The organism is Amycolatopsis sp. 2-15, assembly GCF_030285625.1.
In the GTDB taxonomy this organism is placed as follows: domain Bacteria; phylum Actinomycetota; class Actinomycetes; order Mycobacteriales; family Pseudonocardiaceae; genus Amycolatopsis; species Amycolatopsis carbonis.
In genome coordinates this window covers 4041806-4062947 of sequence record NZ_CP127294.1, presented here as the reverse complement: position 1 = coordinate 4062947, position 21142 = coordinate 4041806, and the positions used below count along the sequence as shown (strand labels likewise).

The following is a 21142-nucleotide window of genomic DNA, read 5'->3' as shown; positions in this document are numbered from 1 at the left end:
GACAGCCGGTTGGGTTTGATTCAGCTCGCCCACCGGATCCCACAGCCGGGGAACTCCCGCGCCGCCTCGGCCAGCTGCTCGACCGCCCGGTTCCGCCGCCGCGTCACCGTCGGCTGACTCACCCCGAACAACTCCCCCACCTGCCGGTCCGTCGCCACCCCATCTCGACCGACCCGATCGCCGAAGTAGCGCGCGACCAGGATCGCGCTCGCCTGTTCATCCAGACGCTTCTGCTCCACCGCCCACGCCAGCAACTCGAGCAACTCCTCCGAAGCATCCACCTCGGCCGTTGACTGGGTCACCCCGCCGTGGAAGTCGTCCACGTCGATGCTCACCACGTCGGCCACCGCCTGCGCATAATCGACACCGAGCGCACGCAGCGCCGCCCGCTGCGTCTCCCGCACCAGATTGGCCGCCACATGGTGGCACCGACGCAACGGATAGCAGCGCACTTGCTCCCACAGGTGACCGATCACCGTCGCCTGGATGTCCGCGTTGTCCTCCGACGCGGAGACTCCACCCCCGGTCACTCCGCGACGCGGCCCGAACGCCCCCGCCGCCGTACGGCTCGCCCGGATCACCCGGCCGGTGATCCCCGGGACCGCCGGCAACATCGCGTTCAGCACAATCTCGGCCGCCGTCACACCGTCGCTCCCCAACGTCGCCGCGCGGCGCAACAACGCGAACAACACCTCGTCGTGGCGCGCGTACTCCCGGGTGGCCAACACCGCGGATAAGCACTGCGCACTCTCGATGCCCGAGAGATCGGGATCTTCCCGAGACCAGTTTCGAAGCGCGAGATCAAACCTCGTGACAACCGACGACTGCCGAAGACTTCGCTGCAGCACCGAAACCGGACTCGAAGAACCAGGACTGGCAAGATGATGAGCAACCACGACCGCTCCTTCCGCTGTGACGACAAGATCGCCACGAGCGTCGGGAGAAGCCCTTGCCAGCTTGCTGTGCCACTCCCTTGCCCCTGAACTCGGGCAAGGTCAGGTTCGCTCGATCGGCGGAAGCGTGCGCCAGCCTAGTGCCGCGGCACCGCCCGCATGACACGCTAAGAGATGTCTCGTAACCCGGTGAGGGTCGGTTGGGGGTGTTGGTTGATCATCGTGTGGTGCAGGTGATTTCGGCGTCGCGGTCGGAGTGGATTGCCCCGTTCACGGGGTTGGAGCCAGGTCAGTTCCGCAAGTTGGTGAGCGTCGTGGCGAAGCGTGGTGGTGATGAGATCGCTGATGGCCGGCCTGGTCGTCAGTGGCGCCTGGATTTGGCCGATCGTGTGTTGCTGGTGGCGACCTATTGGCGGACGAACCTGACGATGCGCCAGATCGGACCTCTGTTCGGGGTGTAGCATTCCGCGGCGCACCGGGTGATCGACACGATCGGGCCGCTGCTGGCGCTGGCCCGGTCCGCAAGCGGCGGATCGACTCGGTTGCGATCGTGGACGGCACGCTGGTGCCGACGCGGGATCACCGGCTGGCGGCGCCGTCGAAGAACTACCGGTACTCGGCGAACGTGCAGGTCGCGATCGACGCGGACACCCGGTTGGTGATCGCCACCGGGGACGCGCATCCGGGTAACCGCAATGACTGCACCGTCTACCGCGCCTGCGGCATCGAGCAGGAGTTGGCGGGGCGCCCGGTCATGGCCGACGGCGGCTACCAAGGCAACCCGGCCGTGATCATGCCCTACCGCAAACCCCGCGACGGCCGCGATCTACCAGATTGGCAGGAAGATCTCAATGCCGGCCACCGCAAGATCCGTGCCCGCGTCGAGCACGCGCTGGCCCGGATGAAGTGCTGGAAAATCCTGCGCGACTACCGCCGCGCCGCCAGCACCCTGAACGACACCGTCTCCGGAATCGCGCACCTGCACAACATCCTCCTCACCGCCTGATCCACAACACCAACCCCACCAACCACAACACCAGTTACGAGACATCCCTTAGCTGGTGCAGATTTAAACATTTCCGATATGGATCAGCAAAATTGATTGGCCGGCGTCCACGCATGAGATGCAGCGTTGTTCTCCATGCTCTCCAGGTAGCCAGGCTCCGGATTGTCCCCTTCATAATCGAACGTGTACCGACCTGTGGTGAGGTCCCACGCTATCCCCTGACCAAGGAAAGCGCCGGCACCTCCATAGCTGGTTCCCCAGAAGATTTCCACGCAATCGTAGGTTTCAAAATACCCGTTGTTCTCTACCCAGATGTCGTTATTTAGACAATTGGCTCCATTTTGGGAGTAACTCCAGTCCGCGCCATTTCCACTCCATGAACAAAGATAACCTTGATCAGCCTCAGCATAGAAATACCCGTTTGCCGAATCGGGGGTGGCGACCGCCTGACTAGACTGTCCCTGACGAACAAGGGGCGATGGTGCACCCACTATCGGCGATGCTGCAAATGCAGCCGGTGGCATTGAAACAAATATCGTGATGAGTGAAGCGAAGAGTGCCATGGATCCGATATGACGTCTCATGATCAGTGCCTTCCTCCGCCTTCATTTAGCCGCGCCTGACGATTTCATGAGACCGACCAAGTGCGGCCACCTCCATTCGATCTTTCTGGGCAAGCACGCTTCGATACCGCACATTTAGCATCTGTCGATACTTCGCATCGAGATCTCGAGCAGTGGTCCCTAAGGGATGTCTCGTAACTGACCGTGTGGTTGGTGGGGCTGGTGTTGTGGATCAGTCTGCGAGGTGGATGTTGTGGAGGTGGGCGATGCCGGAGACTGTGTCGTTGAGGGTGCTGGCGGCGCGGCGGTAGTCGCGCAGGATTTTCCAGCACTTCATCCGGGCCAGGGCGTGTTCGACGCGGGCACGGATTTTGCGGTGGCCGGCGTTGAGGTCTTCTTTCCAGTCTGGGAGATCGCTGCCGTCATGGGGTTTGCGGTAGGGCATGATCACGGCCGGGTTGCCTTGGTAGCCGCCGTCGGCCATCACCGGGCGCCCCGCCAACTCCTGCTCGATACCGGAGTCGTGGTAGACGGTGCAGTCATTGCGGTTACCCGGATGCGCGTCCCCGGTGGCGATCACCAACCGGGTGTCCACGTCGATCGCGACCTGCACGTTCGCCGAGTACCGGTAGTTCTTCGACGGCGCCGCCAGCCGGTGATCCCGCGTCGGCACCAAGGTGCCATCAACGATCGCCACCGAGTCGATCCGCCGCTTGCGGACCGGAGCCAGCGCCAGCAGCGGGCCAATCGTGTCGCTTCCCCCGGTGCGCCGCGGAATGCGACACCCCGAACAATGGTCCGATCTGGCGCATCGTCAGGTTCGTCCGCCAGTACGTCGCCACCAGCAACACACGATCAGCCAGATCAAGACGCCACTGACGACCAGGACGACCATCAGCAATGTCGTCACCACCACGCTTCGCCACGACCCGCACCAACTTCCGGAACTGACCCGGCTCCAACCCCGTGAACGGAACAATCCACTCCGACCGCGACGCCGAGATCACCTGCACCACACCATGATCAACCAACACCCACAACCGACCCACACCGGGTTACGAGACATCCCTTAGGCTCGTTTGTTCGGAGCAGGAGGCCTCGGCCGTCGCGGTTGATATTTCGAGCGCCCGCTGCTCGACTTGTCGGGTGGGAGTAACGGCAGGCCCAATGAAGGCCGCCATGGCCTCGCTCGGACTGACGTGGTGATAGCCAGTCCTGTCCATACAGGAAGCCCAGCGTTTGACTGTGGCGACGTAGGTTGCATCGTTGATCACCATCCGGTAGCGAACCATATTCAGACTAGCGCCAGTGGCGTCCACACGGAACCAATCAGCCAAGTTGCCGTAGAGCTCCTGCTCGGATTCAGAAGTACAACCTTGCGTACTCCGTGACATCGATCCGCCAGACGGCACCGCGACTGTTACGCGGCTTGCATCAGATGACAGCAAAAGTGGCCCGTTAAGGGCAGTTGTGGCACGCTTCCTGTCAATGTCGGACAGTCCCGAGAAATAGCGGACGTTTGGGTCGGCCGCAGCAGTCTGCGCGTTGGACTGTTGAATGTCACTACCGAAGCCATGCCGGCGCGCCCACTGAACATCATCGATCACATATGGGTACAGATTCTGCGGAGTTGCCGCCAACTTGACCCGAGGCCAGGTTTGGAAACCAGCGTAAATCATACATTTTTCGACGAGAAGCTGCTCCGCGTTGTTTTCGAGCTCCTCGTCTGCTGGCGTAATCAGGTCCGAAGAACCTGTATTGGTATGAGAAGCTTGCGCGACGCTTCCCCCTATGCCTGAGTACCCAGCAACGACGACGCACGCCACCGCGCAGACTGCCACGATGCACAATACAAAGTGGCGTCTTTGTGCTTGAATCATCACTTCAGCCCCCCATAAGCGCCACATAGCGGCGCTGTGCGTCTTCTTTGGGCCGCCCGCGCATGCTCGATTCGGTGGCCGGCGGGAAAGAACCCTGAAAATCGTATGTTCCTCAAGGCTTCCGCACGAGCGCCGTTCGGGTGGTATCGCGGCTAGGGCGCTGGTGACGAATCGGCTGATTGTCAGCGTTGGGCACAGAATGCCCCACGGTCGACACTTAAAGCTATTTCTACCGCCGGGTGTCGAGATGTCCGTTAGTTGGAGGGCGTCTGACCCGCTTGGTCGACGATCGCGACCCTGGCTACCGATGACGCACCCTCGGTCCCGTTGTCGGCGCTAGTCGTGACGCCGAGGAACGTGTAGGTGCTGGGGTCGAAGACGAGCTGATTCGTGCTTCCGTAAGTCCATGAGATGCCGATCCCTTGGCGTCCCAGCGAGTCTGACGCGGTCGTGTCGAGGTGGAGGCCGGGCAACGTGGCAATGGTCTTGAAGAGCGCGGCGCGGGTGGCCGGAGTGAGGTAGGTGGTGTCGAACAGCTCCATCGTTCCCTTCGCCACCCGGTTCACGTCGCCGGGCCGATCCGCGCTGTAGGGTACGTTGCCGTTGAGGTAGGTCAGCAACGCGGCGGGGTCCGTCGGTAATCCTGGCTTATACGCTGCGCCTTCCGCGGAGCACGGGGTGGTCGTGCCCGGAACCTCTTGGCCGGCCTTGTCCACGGCACTGGCCTGGCCGTCACTGCACCCGGGAGTCACGTCCCGAGATCCGTCGCTGCGCTGCACTAACCCCGTGTGCCCGCCATCGACCGATCGCCACACCTGCCGTCCGTCGGTGTATTGGGTGTAGACGTACTGATCGGGACGGGGCGGCACGTTCGGTAGTGCCAGCGCTCGTTGTGCGGCAGTGTTGAGGATCTTCACCACATCGACAGCTCGGACCACGCCTGGCGAGACCGCAGCCGGCGAGGCGGCCGACGGGACAGGCTCGCGCCCGGCGGGGCTGGGCGCAAAAACCACACCGACCACGACTGCAGCCGCAGCTGCCGTCGCCAGGGTGCCGGTCAGTACCCAGTATCGGGATGGCTTGGGATTCCTGCGGCCACGCGACTCCTGCGTTGCGACCGTGATCAGCTGAGCACGAGCAGCGGTCAACGTGGCGTCGTCGGGCAGTTGTCGCGGTGGCCGACCGGCCTTGATCATTTCAACCTCGTCCATGATCTCACTCCTCATCAACAGTCACTACTGAATTCGCAGCCAAGATCGCACGGACCTTGCGACGTGCCCGGTTGAGCCGGGACCGGACAGTCCCTAACGGAATCGCCAGCACTGCGGCAACCTCCTCGTAGCTCAGCTGCTCCCATGCGATCAACAACAGAACGTCCCGATCGCCCTGCGACAAGCCAGCCAACGCCGCGCTCAGCAGCGGCCGCATCGCCTGTGCAGCCAGCTCTGCCGTGACTCGATCGTCATGCCCGCCGTCGTCGTCGCGCGCCGCGGCAGAAGTGAGCCGGTGGCGCCGCACCTCGTCGCGCCGATGCCGCGCGATCATGTTCGTCGCGATGCCGAATAGCCAGGGACGTACGCCGGCCCTGGCCGAGTCATAACGTTGACGCGCACTGAACGCCGCCAGGAACGTGTCGGCCAGCAGATCGTCGGCAATCTGCTGGCCCAGCCGACTCGCTAGGTACCCGTAGACCGATGCCGCATGCCGATCAAAGATCACGGCGAACAGGTCCGGGCGATCAGCCGACGCAGCGATCACCTCGCCGTCATCGGCCACCTCATCAACCACCTGCGATCCCGTCTGCCGAAACCCCTGAACCATCGACGACCCCCTTCGGGCCCCAACCTATCCATATCTATTCACCCAACCCCGGCGTCGAGTTCACGCTCCATGCCAGCCGATTTGCCTGCGCAGCAACACGGCACGCTCAGGTTGACAAACAGTACGACATACCCGCCAACGGGATTACCAGGAGATTTCAGAACGAAGGCTTCCCGAGCTGCGGACCGGACATGTGACGCAGGCTCGGGCCTGATCGCGGACAGAAGCGCCAACTCCGGCAAACTGATCGGTCGCTGCAAGTGCTCCCTAACCGGTCATTCACTACCGAACCGGTCACGTCACATCGACCCGAGTTGACGCAAGACAAGCGAATCTCAGCTAAACCTCGCCGCAACGGGTGTTCCTGCCCTACTGTTGAGCGGAGATCGCTCAGCCCCTGCCCTAGTCAACCTTCACCCGAGGCTCCGGCACGCGTTGGCGGCGCAGTGCCCGTCACTCGCACCACCGAACCACGGGCACCCACGTATCGCCCGACCCAGAACTGACTGGTCGACAACGGCTGGACCTCCTCCCGCAGCGTCCACAGGGCGCGATACTCCGTGCGAACGTCATCGGCATCGCGTGCGAACTACCTCGGTGTGTCGACGACTCCGAACCTGCGTTTGGCGACCATGGCGCCACTCCGACACGCTCATGCCACCAAGCACACTCATCAGCACCTCGTGCGGCGCATCCGGCTGCACCACCCGAATATGGCGACTTGTTCACTTTCTTGGCAAGATTCGAGGAGCGGTTCGCCAAAGTCGACGCCAATGGTTTTGGGCAGGACCGGCACGACCGGCCAGCCTCAGTCCGTGGCCGACCGATCGTGTTCGATAATCTGTTCCCCTGAAGCGCCGTCCAGAATGCCGATATACCACCGATTAGGCCGCGGATGACGATCTAGTGGCTTCAAGGAATAGGTCGTGTAGCACCACGACACGAGTATCTGCCGAGGTTGGAGAGCCACCTCTCGAATCAAGGCGACCTCCTTGCCCGCGTCGCTGACCACAAAGCTGAGGCGATGGCTTCCCGGAGCGAGATCGACCCAGCGCACCGACCGGTCGCCGACGTTTCCGACGAACAATTCGCGTCGGCCCTCGCGGATGAAGACCGACCGAAGGTACCGATAGCCGTTCCGGTTGCTCGACGGGATGACCGCATAAGCCAGCATGCCGGTTCTTCCTTCGCGGCGGGCTTTTCGCAGTTTCCGGCGCGCACTCCATTTGAGCTGCCGAGGCTCCAGAGGACGTGCCTCGCTGGTGTCGGTCATCCGGTTCGCTTCCTTCGGCGGCTGCGGTGTGATCCTAACGGTTCAGCAGGTTCGGGTCCTGGGAGGTGTCAAGGTTGCAGCCGCCCGCGATCGAATAGCCTAGCGACGCGATGTTCTGCAGCCAGGCACCGATGTTGAGGCCGCGTGACGCCTGGCGGTAACCCCATCGGCCAATCGCCGAGCCGGCGCTGCCAGCCAGCTTTCCGGCCGCTCTCGCACCGGCGCCGAAGGCATACCCCGCGGCACCCGTCGCAACGCTCGCCACGCCGACCGCGCAACCGGCCGCGCTTCCTGTCTGGCACGTGTATCTGGCGTCCGCGATGGACAGCGCTGTGTCCGCGTAGAACAGGCCGTTGCCGAGCATCGCCGCGCCTTCGCTGACGCCTACACCGATCACTGTGTCGGCGAGCAAGGTGCCGCCTACGAATTCGCCAACCACGGGAATGGCCAGCGACGCGACCGCGAGTCCCACCTCGAAGGCGGTCTTGTGCTCCCAGACGAAGTTCGCTGCGGCACAGGCCCAACCGAACCCAGACCAGCACATCCCGGACAAGTCGGTCAGGTTGACCGGATTGCCCATCACGTAGCCGTACGGGCTGTGCGTGCTGTCGACCTGTGGATCTACCGTGAGGAACAGGGCGGTTGCCGGATCGTAGAACCGGGCGCGGAGATAGACCAGTCCGGATTCCGCGTCCGTGTACTGTCCGGTGAAACGGAGTGGTGTGTCGGCGGAGCCCGACGCAGTTGCGGCCCCGTACGGCGTGTAGGTGTAGCTGCCCGCCACGGCTCCTGCGCCATTGAGCAGTGCGATGGTCGAGCCGACCTGATCGTGGACGTACCAGAACGAACCGTCAGGTCCGACCTGCTCGATGGGGAGGCCATCTGGTCCGTACAGGTAGTCGTTGACGGAGTCGTTGAGGACGTTCGGGGTTGAGCCGGCATCCCAGACGAAGGTGGCTGTCGTCCCGCCGGATGTCTTCGACATCCGCATACCGTCCCCGTTGTACCCGTACGTCGCTGACACACCTCCTCGGCTGAACGCGGTCAGCCGACTTGCTTGGTCGTAGCTGTAGGTGGCTGAACCACCCGTCTTGCGCTCGCCGGACGAGCTGAAAGTGTAGCCCGTGGCACCGGCCGGCACGGTGCCGCAACTCGGGGTGGTGACCGAGCCGCTCGGAAGCGTCCAGCAGATCTGCCCCGCAGAGTCGAATGCCTGAGTGGCGGCGGCGATCTGTACCGGATTGCCCGCCGCATCGACGGTGTAGGTGTTCGTGCCGTCGGAGCTGAGCTGCTCCCTGGCGTTGTATCCGAAGGTCTGGGTGGCTGATCCGATCGTCCTGGACGACAGCTGGCCGATCGGGTCGCGGCCGTAGTTCGCGGACAGCGCGGTTATGTTCCCGGTGCCGGCGGACGTGCTGGTCAGGTGATCGCTGTCGTCGTAGCCGTTGGTGATGGTCGCGCCGTTCGGATACTGGGTCGTATTGACGGCACTGTCGCCGTCGTAACCGAAGGTGGTCTTGTTCCCGGACCAGTCAGTCACGGTCTTGAGCCGCTCGGCGTCGTCGAAGGTCCGGGTCACCGGGTTGGTGTGGTCCGGGTAGGTGATGCTGATCTGGTTGCCGTTGTCGTCATAGCCGTACTCCACGGTCGCGCCCGAACCCTGGGTCTGCGAGACGACGTCGCCGAAGGCGTCGTAAGTCCAGGTTGATGTGCCGGTCCCGTCTGTCATCGACAGCCGGTGACCCGCGGGGTCGTAGCTGTACGCGGCCATGGGCGTCTCGCCGTCCGAGTAGGTCATGGAGGTGAGCTGCCCCGCCGGATCGTAGCCGTTGGTGGTCACCCGGCCGCCCGGGTCGGTTGCGGTCAGCACGCGCCCCGCCGGGTCGATATGCAGGGCCGATTTCCGGCCGGCAGGATCTGTGCGAGAAGTTTTTCGGTCTTGTCCGTCGTAGCCGTACACCGTCTTCTCAGCGAGGCCGTCGATCGTGTCGGCCACAGTTCCATCCGGGTTGTAGTCGGTGATCTGTGTGGAATTGTCGGGCTGGGTCACCTTCACCGGTTGCCCCGCCGCATCGAACGTCGTGCTCGTCGTCCGGTGGTTGGCGTCAGTGGCCGACGTCTGGTGGCTATCGGCATCATAGTGCGCGGAAGCGACGTGGCCAAGCGGATCCGTGGTGAGGGTGACGTTTCCGTAGGCGTCGTGCCCGTAGGTGGTGCAGCCCTTGGCCGGCGGGATGCAGCTGGGAACGACTCCCGCCGCCGTCCCGTTCCCGTCTACCCTCGCGACAAGCCAGCCGGTCGCGGTGTCGAATCCTGACTGGGTCTTGTCCCCGGCGGCGTCGGTCACCGATATCTGATCGCCGTAGGCGTCGAATGCGACGCTGGTGGTCTTGCCGTTGGGATCGACCGCTCTTGTCAGATCGGCTGGGTGGGCGGGGTCGTCATAGAAGAACGTGGCGGTACGGGTCGGAGCCGGGCCGAAGTTGCCGGTCGCGGATTCCACTACGTTGTTCGCGCGGGTGACCGTTCTCGAGGTTAAGTCCAACCCTCCGCCGGTCCCCGCCGGGACGTGCCCCGCCTGGTCGTACTGGTTGACCGTCGCCACGCCGTCGGGGTCGATGGTCTCGAGAAGGTTCGCGGCGTCGTCGTAGACATAATCGGTCGTAAAGCCGAGCGAGTTGGACTCGGAGGTCTTGTTGCCGTGGTCGTCGTAGGTGTATGTCTGCAGGCCGCCGTCGGGGTCGGTCTGTGCGGACACGCCCAGGGTGACCGGATCGTAGGTATAGGACGTGGTGCCGGCGTCGGCCGTGCCGTACCCCAAGGTCTCTGCGGTCAGCAGCCCGTTCTGGTAGGTGTCCAGTTTCTTGTGGCCTGCGGGATCGGTCACCTCAGTCTGTCCGGCGGCGAGGCCGCCGTCTGGACCGTAGGTGAACGTCGTCGTGTGTCCGTTGGCATCCGTCTGCGTTTGCACCCGTTCAGCGCTGTCGTACACCATCGACGTTTTCGCCGTGGCAGGGCCGCCGAAGTTAGCTGGGGACCGCATTGATGTCATCAGGTGGTTGCCGTCGTAGGTGTACTGCGTGTGGTCGTCGTCCTGGAGGGCGGGAGTCCGGGTGGTCCCGATTCCGTAGACGTCGGTGAGATTGCCGTTCGTGTCGTATCCGTAGGTCACCTGGCGGCCGGCAGTGTCGGAAACGCCGATGATGTGGTTTCCCGTCCAGCTGAGCGTGTATTTCCGGTTTGCGGGGTCGGTGATCGTCGACAAGTGACCGGCGCCGTCGTAGGCCAAAGTCGTCTGGTAGGGCGGGGACGCTTTGCTTCCCGCCAGGTCAGTCTCCGCCGTCAGGCGTCCGCTCGCGGCGTCGAACGTGAAGATTTCCTTGCCTCGCCGGGTGTATTGGTAAGACGATCCGGACGTCGTCAGTGTCGCGTCGTACCTCGGTGCGACCGGAGTGAAGGTGCTTCCGGTGGCATTGAAAACGACTGCCGAACCGTCCTCCTGTCGCACCGTCACCTGGCCGGTAGCCGCGTCGTCGACAGCGGTCAGATTGTACGAGTACGTCCAGCCCCAGCCGAATGGCCCGTCGGCCGCGAGAGTTTTGTTGGGACCGTTGGGATCGGCGATGCTCTCAGCGTAGCTTCGGGTGAACGTGAGCGGCATCCCGCGGCCAGGCGTGGTCAAATCATTGAATTCGTCGCCGAAATAGCCCGTCGCGGTGTCGACGGGATCGCCCGCAGTGCGGCGTGCGCAACCACAGGCGATGAAAGCCGGATTGCTGCCGCGGGGTTCGTCCTGGATGCCGGGCGGCCCGCCGATCGGCTGGCCGGGGGTACCGCCTTCGGGGACGAACGCGACGGCGTCGAAGGCGACGTCGAAGTCCGAATAGCCGTAGCCGCCGTTGTCCTGGGAGCTGCCGTCGTTGGTGAGGGTGACGTTGCCGCCGTTCTGCATGGCGAAGGTGCCGATAGTGACCCATTGCTCGGAGTTCCAGGCCTGGTTGACCCGGATCTTCCACGGTGCGACGCCCCCGCCGGGGTTGATGTTGTAGACGACGTTCGTGGCTTCGGCGCCGAGGCCGGGCAGGTGCAGTTTGACCTTGTAGTACTGCAGTGAGGGCAGGTTCGGCGTCCACACGCCGGTGTTGATTAGTGAAGGATTCGAGCCGTCCTCGGTGTGGGTGAACAGGACCCGGCCGCCGAGGCCGGTGCCGAGCTGGTGAGTGTCGATCGCGCCAATCGGGTCACCGGCGGAGTTGGTGCCGTAGGTGTAGGTGAACGTGCCGTTGCTGGACCAGTTCGCGCCGCCGCAGCCCTGCAGGTTCAGCCGGTTCGGTTCGTCGTCGACGATGATCGAACCGCCGGGCACCTTCGATGTGTCCTGGCTGCAGGTAGGCGGGTTCTGGGTCGGGTTCGCCGGTTCCGACCCGCCCGAGACCGCGTAGGGACTGGTCGCACACGTTGTGGCACAGCTGGGGATCCACGTCACCGGGTTGTGCCACCAGCACTCGAAGTCATCGAGCATGCAGTGGCTGGCGCCCGGGATGGACGTGTTGGTGGCGTTGGGGTCGCACTGGTTGCCCACGAGCGAGCACATCGCGGTGAACGGAGCGGGCTGCACCCAGCGCTGCCCGCCGTTGTAGGTCGGCTTCGCGTACGCCTGGCTGCCGTAGCGGATCAGCGGGCTCGCGGTCCAGCCCAGCACGCGCTCCTGGTACGGCCAGCTCGCCGGGTGCGCCGCGTCCGCGTAGGTGTCCTGCAGGTACGGGTCGCGGTTCGGGGGGTAGTCCAGGTTGGCCGGGTTGTTGGTCCAGCCCAGGCCCCACGTTCCGTGCGGGCTGGTGCAGGAAGGGCCGGGGGTGCAGCCAGTGGTGTTGCCGTTGGCCGCGTTCGGTTGGATGCCCGAGTTGTAGGCCCAGGCGGCGAAGTACCAGTTCTCCAGGTAGCGCGGGTCGCCGTTGTTCGCGGTGATACCGGCGGCGTAGAGCTGGTTCCAGGTCGTCTCCAGGATCTGCAGGCCGGCGGCGATGTTCTCCTGGTAGTCGACGGCGACCTTCCACTGGCCGTGTTCGGACAGCGAGTGGTCGCCGATGTGCATGCCGTCGGTGACCTGGCTGATGCCGTAGCCGCAGTCGGAAGCGGCATAGTTGATCGAGACGATGTCGCCACCTGCGCCGTAGTAGCTGGAGATCAACGGGTCACCCGCCGTACCGGCCGGGGCGTGCCAGGAAGCCTGCGACCAGTTCGACTCCTGAGCCATGATGCCCTCGAAGATCGAGCGCGGCACGGTGTTCGTGCCACCCGAAGGGTGCGACAGCGGGATCAGCGGGAAGTCGCTGTTCGGCGCGTAAGCGACCAGGCCCAGGTTGTCGAACCCGGCCGGTCGGGTATAGGCACTGCCGGTCAGCAGATCCTGCTCAGCCATCTGCACCGCCCAGTTGACCTGCGCCGGGTTCGGCTGCATCACCTGCCGGTTCGCGTTCAGTGGCGGCACGGCGCACTTCGGCGTCTGTACCTGGGTGGCGTTCGGCGTTGTGGTGGCCGTCGGGGCCGCGTCTCCCTTCGGGCTCAGCCGGTTCTGGTGCGGGGCTTGGGCAGGCTTCGGCGCAGCGGAGTAGGTGGGCACGGCGGTAGTGGCAGCGCGGGTGGCGGCGGGTACCGCGGGGGCGAGCAACTTACCGGTCTTCGTCGCCAGCAGTACGGGTGCGGATTTGCGGCCGTCGGCGTCCGGCCCGAGGAGCGCGTCACCATCCAAAGAGGACGATTCGGCGCCGTGTGCAAGACCACGGTCGGCGACATCGCGGACGCCTGCCGCCCCCAGCCCGCTGGGCGCGGTGGGGGTGGCGCCGGACAGTACAGCGTGTCCGGCGCGGCCTTGGAAGAGCTGTACCCGGGTCAGGTCGCCGGAGCCGAGTGTGGTGACCGTGTCGGCGTGCTCGTGCGCGGCGGTCGCGGTCCGGGTGCCCGGCTTGGTGTGCAGGAAGCTGACACCGCCATCGGCGGCTGGGCGCACGTCGTAGACGTCACCGGGCAACGTGGCCAGCACGGCGAGTTTTCCCTTGACGGACAGGGAGAGCAGCCGATTGCCGGCGACGCCGACGACGCCGGAGCCCGTCGGGACGGATGAGGTGATCTGCCCCGGGACTGTCACGTCCGCGTCGATCTTGCCGGTGGACAGATTCGCGGTGAGCAGCCGGGTCTGCCCGTCGAGGGCGACGGTGAACGTCGCGGCGTCTCCGATGCCGCAGCCGGGCGAGTAGTACTTGAGGCCGACGCCACCGGCCAGCGCGCGCACAGTGCCGGTGCCCAGGTCGATCGAGTAGGCGAAGGCGCCGTGGTCGCGCGCGGCCTGGGTGTTCACCGCCGAGCCCGGCAGGATCGCGACCGCGGCGTACTTCCCGTCGCCGGACACACACTGGTAGCCGGTCCACGAGTCGTCGTCGAACCCGGCCGGGTGGATCAGCGCGACCTCCTGCCACGCGAACCCGGCAACCTCCCGGCCCAGCTCGACGTGATAGCCCTGCGCATCGCCGTAGCCGTCAAGCGCGACATCGGCGGATTTCGCCGCGTCAGGACCGAAATCGGCGGGTTTCGGCGCCGCAGCGGATTGAGCGGGCAAAGCCGGCTTCGGGGCCGCACCGACCACCGAGGTGGTCGCCCCCAGCAGTGCGAGCACGCTGAGCAGAACCGTCACCATCCGGAAACCGGACAGTCTTCGACCACGAACGACCCCACCGGACACGGCAGACCCTCCCCTGAACGAGCGGCCACCTGAATTCCGGGCGCCACGGGGAAATCTAAACCGCCCGCCTCCTTCTACCCATCAGCCGTTGGAGTGATATTCGGAACGGCAGGCACGGAATCAGAAATTACCACTTCTTTACGTTCGAGTACCCGGTCGACATACCAAAGCATGAAAGCCCTGAAGTGGATATTTCCGACGCGTTGACCCGACTGCTGGCGTGCCCGTCGGGATCGCGACCACCAAGTCGATGACTTCGACGCGCTCTCGTGGTTGAACGGGTCTCAACCCCTCGTTACTGCATCTTGCCCAGCTACGGCGGGTCTCGAGTGCGCCGCTGGAGCTGCCGTCCGGTGGACTGGTTGGCGGTGCTACTGCTCCGTTGGGTTCAAAGTTGGGGGAGCCAGCCGATCAGACGTCAGTACTGATGGCTTGCCGGTGTCACCGGTGGACTTCTCAACGGACTGCCAGCCCCTTAGAGAATTTTCCGCCAATAAACTGAAAGGGGTGCGCAGCCCGGAAAAAGGTACTACGTGGCGTCACTTGCAGTAGCCCTCGTTTTGCTGATCGTCACGCTAGAATTCAGCGGGCACCAAACGTGGCTAAAGCCGCTGCTGGGAACGGCGACTGGAGACCTTGCCGTTATCAGTATCGGTGGAATATTCCGATGGCGCAATAGAGTCACCCAGGGCCATTCTGTGCAGGTCGGGCGGCATTTTTTGTCGGCGTTGATGCCGGGCAGTGCCGCGGCGTGTCGGGTGCTCTGTGAGCAATGGAGCCCAATCGGAGACCGGCATTATGGCGACGACGCCATAATGCCGGGGGTTCGGCGCCGGCGACGCGGACGAGAGTTTTGTGCAGCCAAAGTGGCAACGAGGCAAGGCCGATACCTGGGCACAGCCCGCGATCCGTCCACGTACACGCGCCGGGTGCGTCCGCGAAACTGCTCGCAACCGCAACCGGCCATTGGAGAGATCGACCCAGTCCACCTTTCCTAGATACTCAGCAACCCGGTCTGCGTCACGGACCTTCCGCTCCGTCAAGCTCAGGAGATAGGCGATGTTGGTCTTGAATAACACTGATTGATACTCGGCCCCCTGCGGGTCCTGCTCGCGCGCGATCGCGTCGAGCTGCGTCGAGGACGGGTCGACGCCGTTGTCGTTCAACAACCGGAGATATGCCAGTGCGCGCCGGACGTGCGCCGAAACCAGTTCCACGACGCCAAGCCTGCCACCCCTACCCCGACCGACCAAACATATAACGCGAACTCGGTCACGGCGCAGGCTACGGCCTCCCGCGTCGCAACGGGGCATCCAGTGCTCGCCCCATGCTTTCGTGCGAACGTCAGCATCCGCCTTGCACCACCTGTTGTGACCACTAAGGTGTCGAGACATTGCCACTGAGCGGCAGAGATTCCGTTATAGGGATCGCCTCATGCTGGCTTCCCCCCGCCACCTCGCTTCGCCACGACCCGCACAAGTTTGCGGAACTGACCTGGTTCCAACCCCGTGAACGGGGCAATCCACTCCGACCGCGACGCCGAGATCACCTGCACCACACCATGATCAACTACCGGACAGGCCAAGCCCACACCGGGTTACAAGACATCCCTTAGCGAACGTTGGGGTGTGTCAAGGTTCTTGGACGGTCCTCGGTGGGTTGCCTCAGGCCGCGCTCGCGGTGAGGTGATCACGGTAGGCCTCGACCGGGGTGCGGTAGCCGAGGCCGCTGTGGAGTCGTTTCCGGTTGTAAAACACTTCGATGTAGTCAGCGACAGCGAACCGCGCACGGACCCGGGTCGGGAACATTTCGCGGTGATACATCTCGGTTTTCAGCGATGCGAAGAACGACTCGGCCGCTGCGTTGTCCCAACACACCCCGGTTCGCCCGACACTGGTTCGAACCTGATTGTCCATGCAGAATCGGAAAAACTCGGCCGAGGTGTACTGCGTTCCGCGGTCGGAGTGGAACACTGCGCCCGGGCTGACATGGCCGTGGGTGATCGCCATGCCCAGGGCGTCGGTGATCAACGATGTTCGCATGTGATCAGCCAGCTGCCAGCCGACGACCATCCGGGTGGCCAGATCGATCACGGTCGCGAGATACAGCCAGCCCTCACTGGTTCTCAAGTAGGTGATGTCGCCGACCAGCCGTTGACCAGGCATGTCCGCGGTGAACTCACGGCCGATCAGATCGGGACTGTGCACGGGTTGTTCCCCACGCAGGGAGGCGCGTTTGTATGCCCGGGGCTGGCAGCCGGCCAGCCCGAGTTCGCGCATGAGATCGGCGACCAGCCCGACGCTGCACGGGTGGCCTTTGCGGTTGAGCTGGGCCTTGACCCGTCGGCGGCCGTAGGCACCGCGTCCCTCGGTGAACACCCGGGACACATGTTCCCTCAGTAGGCGGCGCCGGGCTTGGGTGGCTGTCTCGGTGGAAACCCGGTGCCTCCAAGCGTAAAACGACGACCGCGGCACCCGTAGTAACCGGCACATCCAGGTGATCGGATAGTGGGCCTTCTCCGCATCGATGACCGCGCAGCGCTCGGCTACTGCGAGGTCCGCGCGAAGAAGCGCCGCGGCTTTTTTCAGGAACTCGTTTTCCATCCGCAGCCGGCGGATCTCGTCTTCCATCTCCGCGACCCGGGCATGCTCGGACGGGCTCACCGGTCGCGCAGGTCCAGGGTTCTCGCGCCGCCACGCATTGACCCAGTTGGCCAGTGTGCCGGCGTTGATGTCGAGATCCCGGGCGACCTCGGCGACAGGTTTACCGGTCTCGATCACCATCTGCACAGCCTCGGCCTTGAACTGAGTGCTGAATCTCCGACGCTGCTCGGGCATACACCCATCCTCTCAGACAGGAGGCCCTGTCCAAGATCCTTGGTACACCCCAGGCCGTAGCGCGCTGGCCGGCACGTAAGCCTCGATGCTACTTCCGGCGTAGCTGCTACGCCGGAAGTAGCATCCGGGTTGCCACGATATGGGCACCGCGGGGGTCGAGCGGGCGCCACCGCGGGGCCGCGGCCGCCGCCTGGGCGGGCAGAGCCGGCCTTCGCCGACGGCTGTGTGCAGCGCCGTGGCCGTGGTTTCGCGCTCGGCGTCGGAACAGCGGATGCCCTCGGGCGACTGCTCCGTACGGGGCTCGTCTGCGGTGATGGTCCCTCCCGGCCGAGGTGGTGTCCGAAGCTGTCGCCGAAATTCTACACGAACGTAGTAGCCAAACTCAGGGCTCGAGTGGCAGCAGCAGAGTGAAGACGGGGGGCCGCGGGCGGGTCACGCGCAGCCGCCCGCCCTCGGCTTCGGCGAGGCGGCGGGCGAGCGCGAGGCCAATCCCCGTTCCCCGAGCGCCCGGGGAACGGCGGTGGAACACGTCGGTATCCGGGGTGATCCCCTCGCCTTCGTCGGCGACGTCGACGGCGAGCACGTCGCCGGCGTCGCGGGCGGTGACCGTGACCGCGCCGGCGCCGTGGCGCAGTGCGTTGTCCAGCAGGACGGTCATGATCTGCCGCAGCACCGGGCCGGACAGCTGCGCGCCCGCGACGACGGGTTCCACGGTCAGCACGAGCCCGCGCCCGTGGCCGGCCAGTGCGGGCGCCCATTCCAGTCCGATGGCGGCGAGTTCGTCGGCCGCTGCGGTGGCCTCGCGGACCGGCGGGGTGTCGCGGGCCAGGGCGAGCAGGTCGGTGACGGTCCGGTCGAGCCGGCCGGTGGTCGCGACGCCCGCCTTGACCACGTCACGCAGATCGGCCTTTGGGTTCTCCAGCGCGGCCTCCAGCTGCAGGCGAAGTCCGGCGAGCGGGGTGCGCAGCTGGTGGGACGCGTCGGCGGAGAAGGCGCGTTCGCGGGCGAGCAGGTCGTCCAGCCGGACGGCGGTGGAGTCGAGGGACTCCCCGACGGAGTCGATCTCGGGGATCCCGGCCCGGTCCGCGCGGATGCTGAAGTCGCCGTCGCCCAGGTCCCGCGCGGTCGCCGACAGCTTCTCGAGCGGACGGGCCAGCCGGCGCGCCTGCCGGCGGGCCACCAGGTAGGCCGACAGCAGCGCGACGACGGCCAAACCGGCCATGCCGAGCCAGGTCAGGCCGGTGTGCCAGTAGACCTCGGTGCGCGTGGTGGCGGCGCGGACAAGCGCGACGACCGTTCCGTCGTCGTCGAGGGGCACGATCACCACGAGGTCGTCGTCGGTGTCCGCGGCGACGACGCCGTCCGCGCCCGCCGCTTCCCCGGCCTGGGCGAGCGTGGCCGGACCGGCGCCGGCGAGCAACGCGCCTTGGGGGCTGTACACCGCGACCGCGGTGGGATCTTCGGTGCTCGGCGTCCGGTCCGGGGTGCGGTGGCGCAGGATGTCGCCCGAGACGTCGAGCGCGTAGGAGTCGGCGGCGCGTTCCAGTTCGGCGCGCTCGGCCGTGACGAAGTATCGCGCCACGGCGACGGCCAGCGGGACCCCGAACAACCCGATCGCGACCAGCGCGGCGAGCACCGTCGTCAGGACGATGCGGCGACGCACGCGCTCACCCTTCCGGTTCCTCGAGCCGGTAGCCGTGCCGGCGCAGGGTGGCGATCTCGGGCATCGGACCCGGCGTGCGGGCGTCGGCCAGCTTGCGCCGCAGCGTGGCGATGTGGACGTCGAGCGTTTTGGTCGAGCCGAACCAATGCGCGTCCCAGACGTCGGCCATCAGCGTCTCGCGGCTCACGGCGTTGCCCGGTTCCTGCGCCAGCCGCAGCAGGAGCTCGAACTCCTTGGCCCGCAAGGCCAGCTCGGCACCGTCCACAGTGATCCGGCGCGCCGCCGGATCGATCCGCAGCCGGCCGAGGGTGATCTCGCCCAGGGCCCGGTCGGTCGAATGGCGCCGCAGATGCGCCCGCAGCCGGGCGTGTAGCTCGCCGAGCGGCACGGGCTTCACGAGGTAGTCGTCCGCCCCCGCTTCGAGGCCCACCACCACGTCCATTTCGTCGGCGCGCGGTGAGCATCACGATCACGCACGCGGGCAGCGCGCCGCGCAGTTCGCGGCAGACCTCGGTGCCGTCGAGGTCGGGCAGGCCGAGGTCGAGCAGGACCAGGTCGCACGGCTGCTTCGCGGCGTCGTGCAGGGCGGCGCGGCCCTGCGTGTGCCACGCGACGTCGTGCCCGTGCTGGGTCAGGCTCGTGTGCAGGACCTCACCGATGGTGCGGTCGTCTTCGACGAGGAGGACTCGGGCCATGCCCCGACAATATCCGCATTCCCGGATTCCGGTGCGCACCACGATCATTTTGCCTTCCGCTAACCTGGGCGGAATGTTTTCTTGCTTCCCACCCGGTGAAATCGGTTCGTGTTCAGCGGCGAATGCGTTTTTTCCTCTCCCTAACCCGCGGCTTTCCGGGCGCGCACCGGGCCCGGAATAGCTTGCGGGCATGTCCGCCGATCAGCTCTTCCCGCACCCGGTTCCGCCGCAGCCTGTTCCCCCGCGACAGGCGACCCGGCAGCCACCCCTGCCGCCGCGGCCGAAGCGCCGGCGGCGCCGGGTCGTGCCGCTGGTGATCGCGGCCCTGCTGGCTTACCCGGTCGGCACCTACGGCTACGCGCTGACCTATCCCGGCGACGCGAGCGTCTCGGTCCGGACCGTGGATTGGCTGCGGGACATCGGTCTCGGCGGTGTGGTCAACGCCGTCGAGAACTGGTGGTTCACCCGGCACCCGCCGTCGAGCGCGCCACCGTCGGCCGGTGACCTGCCCTCGCTGGGCGGGCCGGCCGGCAACGGGGCCGGGCCGCGCCCGCGGAACCTGCCCGTCGGCCCGTCGGCGGCGGCCGGTGCGGGCGAATGGCTCCCGGGCGCGCGCAGTGCCGGCGGCCAGGTCGCCGAATACACGACGTTCATCCAGCCCGATCCCGCGCACGCGAGTGTCGTGGCCGGAGTCGCGTGGCTGAACCAGTCGCTGGTGCGCACGCAATTGTTTTCCGGCACGAAAGACCCGGGCGGGCCCGGCCCGGCCGCGATTCCCGCCGAAATGCGCGGCTCGCTGGTGGCCGCATTCAATTCCGGTTTCAAGCTGAAGGACTGCAACGGCGGCTACTACTACCTCGACGGAACCACCGTGGCACCCCTGCACAACGGCATGGCGTCAGCGGTGATCGACGACACCGGACGCGTCTCCGTGGCGCAATGGGGCCGCGATGCCACGATGAACCCGCACCTCACCGCCGTGCGCCAGAACCTCGACCTCGTGATCGACCACGGCGCCCCGGTCCCCGGCCTCGACCTCAACCCGGCGGGCCACTGGGGCAGCGCGTCCAACCAGTTCCAGTACACCTGGCGCTCGGGCCTCGGCACCGACCGCGCCGGCAACCTCCTCTACATCGGCGGCACCGGGCTCACCCTCCACACGCTCGCCGGCGCCATGGTCCAAGCCGGCATCCAACAGGGCATGGAGCTCGACATCCACTCGCCGATGGTCACGTTCACCAGCTACCGGCCCGACGCGCCGGGCGTCGGGCCGGACAAGCTCCTGCCCACCATGCCCGGCAACCTCACTCGCTACCTGCAGGCCGACCAGCGTGACTTCTTCGCCACATCGCTCCGGTCCCGTCCGCCGACCGCACCGTGAACTACGACACCGGTGTAGATTCAGAGCATGCGCAGGGGACCTGGTGAGCTCGAGGCCGAGGTGCTGGCCGTGCTCTGGCAGCACGGGGCGGCCTCCGCGGCGGACGTGCGGCAACGGCTCGGCGACGACACGCTCGCCTACACCACCGTCGTGACGATCCTGTCCCGCCTCTACGAGAAGGACGTCGTCACCCGGGAGAAGCAGGGCCGCATGTTCGTCTACAGCCCGGCGGAAGACGCCCCGGGCCTGGCGGCGCGGCGGATGCGCGCGGTACTCGACGGGGAGGCCAACCGCGAGAGCGTGCTGGCCCGGTTCGTGTCGAACCTGTCGGCCGACGACGAGCAAGCGCTGCTGCAACTGCTCCGGCACGACCGCACAGGCGACTGAGACC

Annotated in this window: 12 protein-coding genes and 4 pseudogenes; 3 read left to right on the top strand and 13 right to left on the bottom strand. The window is 65.7% G+C overall.

What is annotated here, in order from left to right; genetic code table 11:
* Positions 1–20 precede the first annotated feature (20 nt).
* Positions 21–896 (bottom strand): sigma-70 RNA polymerase sigma factor region 4 domain-containing protein, encoded by an 876-nt coding sequence (locus tag QRX50_RS20190; protein WP_285973481.1) that lies wholly within the window; start codon positions 894–896, stop codon positions 21–23.
* Between the two features lie 224 nt (positions 897–1120).
* On the opposite strand from QRX50_RS20190, the pseudogene QRX50_RS20185 reads away from it, so the two are divergent.
* Positions 1121–1899 (top strand): annotated as a pseudogene (locus QRX50_RS20185) (transposase family protein).
* A gap of 83 nt (positions 1900–1982) precedes the next feature.
* On the opposite strand, the gene QRX50_RS20180 reads toward QRX50_RS20185, so the two are convergent.
* The 12 genes and pseudogenes from QRX50_RS20180 to QRX50_RS20125 form a co-directional block, all read right to left on the bottom strand.
* Complete coding sequence (locus QRX50_RS20180; protein ID WP_285973480.1) at positions 1983–2462, bottom strand: hypothetical protein; 480 nt, start codon at positions 2460–2462, stop codon at positions 1983–1985.
* 232 nt (positions 2463–2694) lie between these two features.
* A pseudogene (locus tag QRX50_RS20175) lies at positions 2695–3475 on the bottom strand (transposase family protein).
* A 42-nt stretch (positions 3476–3517) separates the two neighbouring features.
* Positions 3518–4345 (bottom strand): hypothetical protein, encoded by an 828-nt coding sequence (locus QRX50_RS20170; RefSeq protein WP_285973479.1) that lies wholly within the window; start codon positions 4343–4345, stop codon positions 3518–3520.
* A 251-nt stretch (positions 4346–4596) separates the two neighbouring features.
* Complete coding sequence (locus QRX50_RS20165; protein ID WP_285973478.1) at positions 4597–5553, bottom strand: CU044_5270 family protein; 957 nt, start codon at positions 5551–5553, stop codon at positions 4597–4599.
* Positions 5554–5557: 4 nt separating this feature from the next.
* Positions 5558–6130 carry an RNA polymerase sigma factor gene (locus QRX50_RS20160; RefSeq protein ID WP_285973477.1) on the bottom strand — a complete coding sequence of 191 codons (573 nt, stop codon included), beginning with the start codon at positions 6128–6130 and terminating at the stop codon, positions 5558–5560.
* Positions 6131–6971: 841 nt separating this feature from the next.
* The gene (locus tag QRX50_RS20155; protein ID WP_285973476.1) at positions 6972–7436 is read right to left on the bottom strand and encodes a hypothetical protein; all 465 of its coding nucleotides are present in this window, start codon (positions 7434–7436) and stop codon (positions 6972–6974) included.
* A 34-nt stretch (positions 7437–7470) separates the two neighbouring features.
* Complete coding sequence (locus QRX50_RS20150) at positions 7471–14130, bottom strand: RHS repeat-associated core domain-containing protein (protein ID WP_285973475.1); 6660 nt, start codon at positions 14128–14130, stop codon at positions 7471–7473.
* A 647-nt stretch (positions 14131–14777) separates the two neighbouring features.
* Positions 14778–15392 carry a hypothetical protein gene (locus tag QRX50_RS20145; RefSeq protein ID WP_285973474.1) on the bottom strand — a complete coding sequence of 205 codons (615 nt, stop codon included), beginning with the start codon at positions 15390–15392 and terminating at the stop codon, positions 14778–14780.
* Positions 15393–15625: 233 nt separating this feature from the next.
* Positions 15626–15730, bottom strand: a pseudogene (locus QRX50_RS20140) (IS5/IS1182 family transposase); the annotation flags it as partial.
* A 109-nt stretch (positions 15731–15839) separates the two neighbouring features.
* Positions 15840–17012: an IS3 family transposase gene (locus QRX50_RS20135; protein ID WP_285973473.1), complete on the bottom strand. Its 1173-nt coding sequence runs from the start codon at positions 17010–17012 to the stop codon at positions 15840–15842.
* A 382-nt stretch (positions 17013–17394) separates the two neighbouring features.
* A complete protein-coding gene (locus tag QRX50_RS20130) occupies positions 17395–18675 on the bottom strand; it encodes a sensor histidine kinase (protein WP_285973472.1) in 1281 nt (426 codons plus the stop codon).
* Between the two features lie 4 nt (positions 18676–18679).
* Positions 18680–19370 (bottom strand): annotated as a pseudogene (locus QRX50_RS20125) (response regulator transcription factor).
* A 190-nt stretch (positions 19371–19560) separates the two neighbouring features.
* Here QRX50_RS20125 and QRX50_RS20120 point away from each other — a divergent pair.
* Both QRX50_RS20120 and QRX50_RS20115 read left to right on the top strand, forming a co-directional pair.
* Complete coding sequence (locus QRX50_RS20120) at positions 19561–20751, top strand: phosphodiester glycosidase family protein (RefSeq protein WP_285973471.1); 1191 nt, start codon at positions 19561–19563, stop codon at positions 20749–20751.
* Between the two features lie 27 nt (positions 20752–20778).
* Positions 20779–21138, top strand: coding sequence for a BlaI/MecI/CopY family transcriptional regulator (locus QRX50_RS20115; protein ID WP_285973470.1), 360 nt, complete (start codon positions 20779–20781; stop codon positions 21136–21138).
* The last annotated feature ends 4 nt before the right edge of the window (positions 21139–21142 follow it).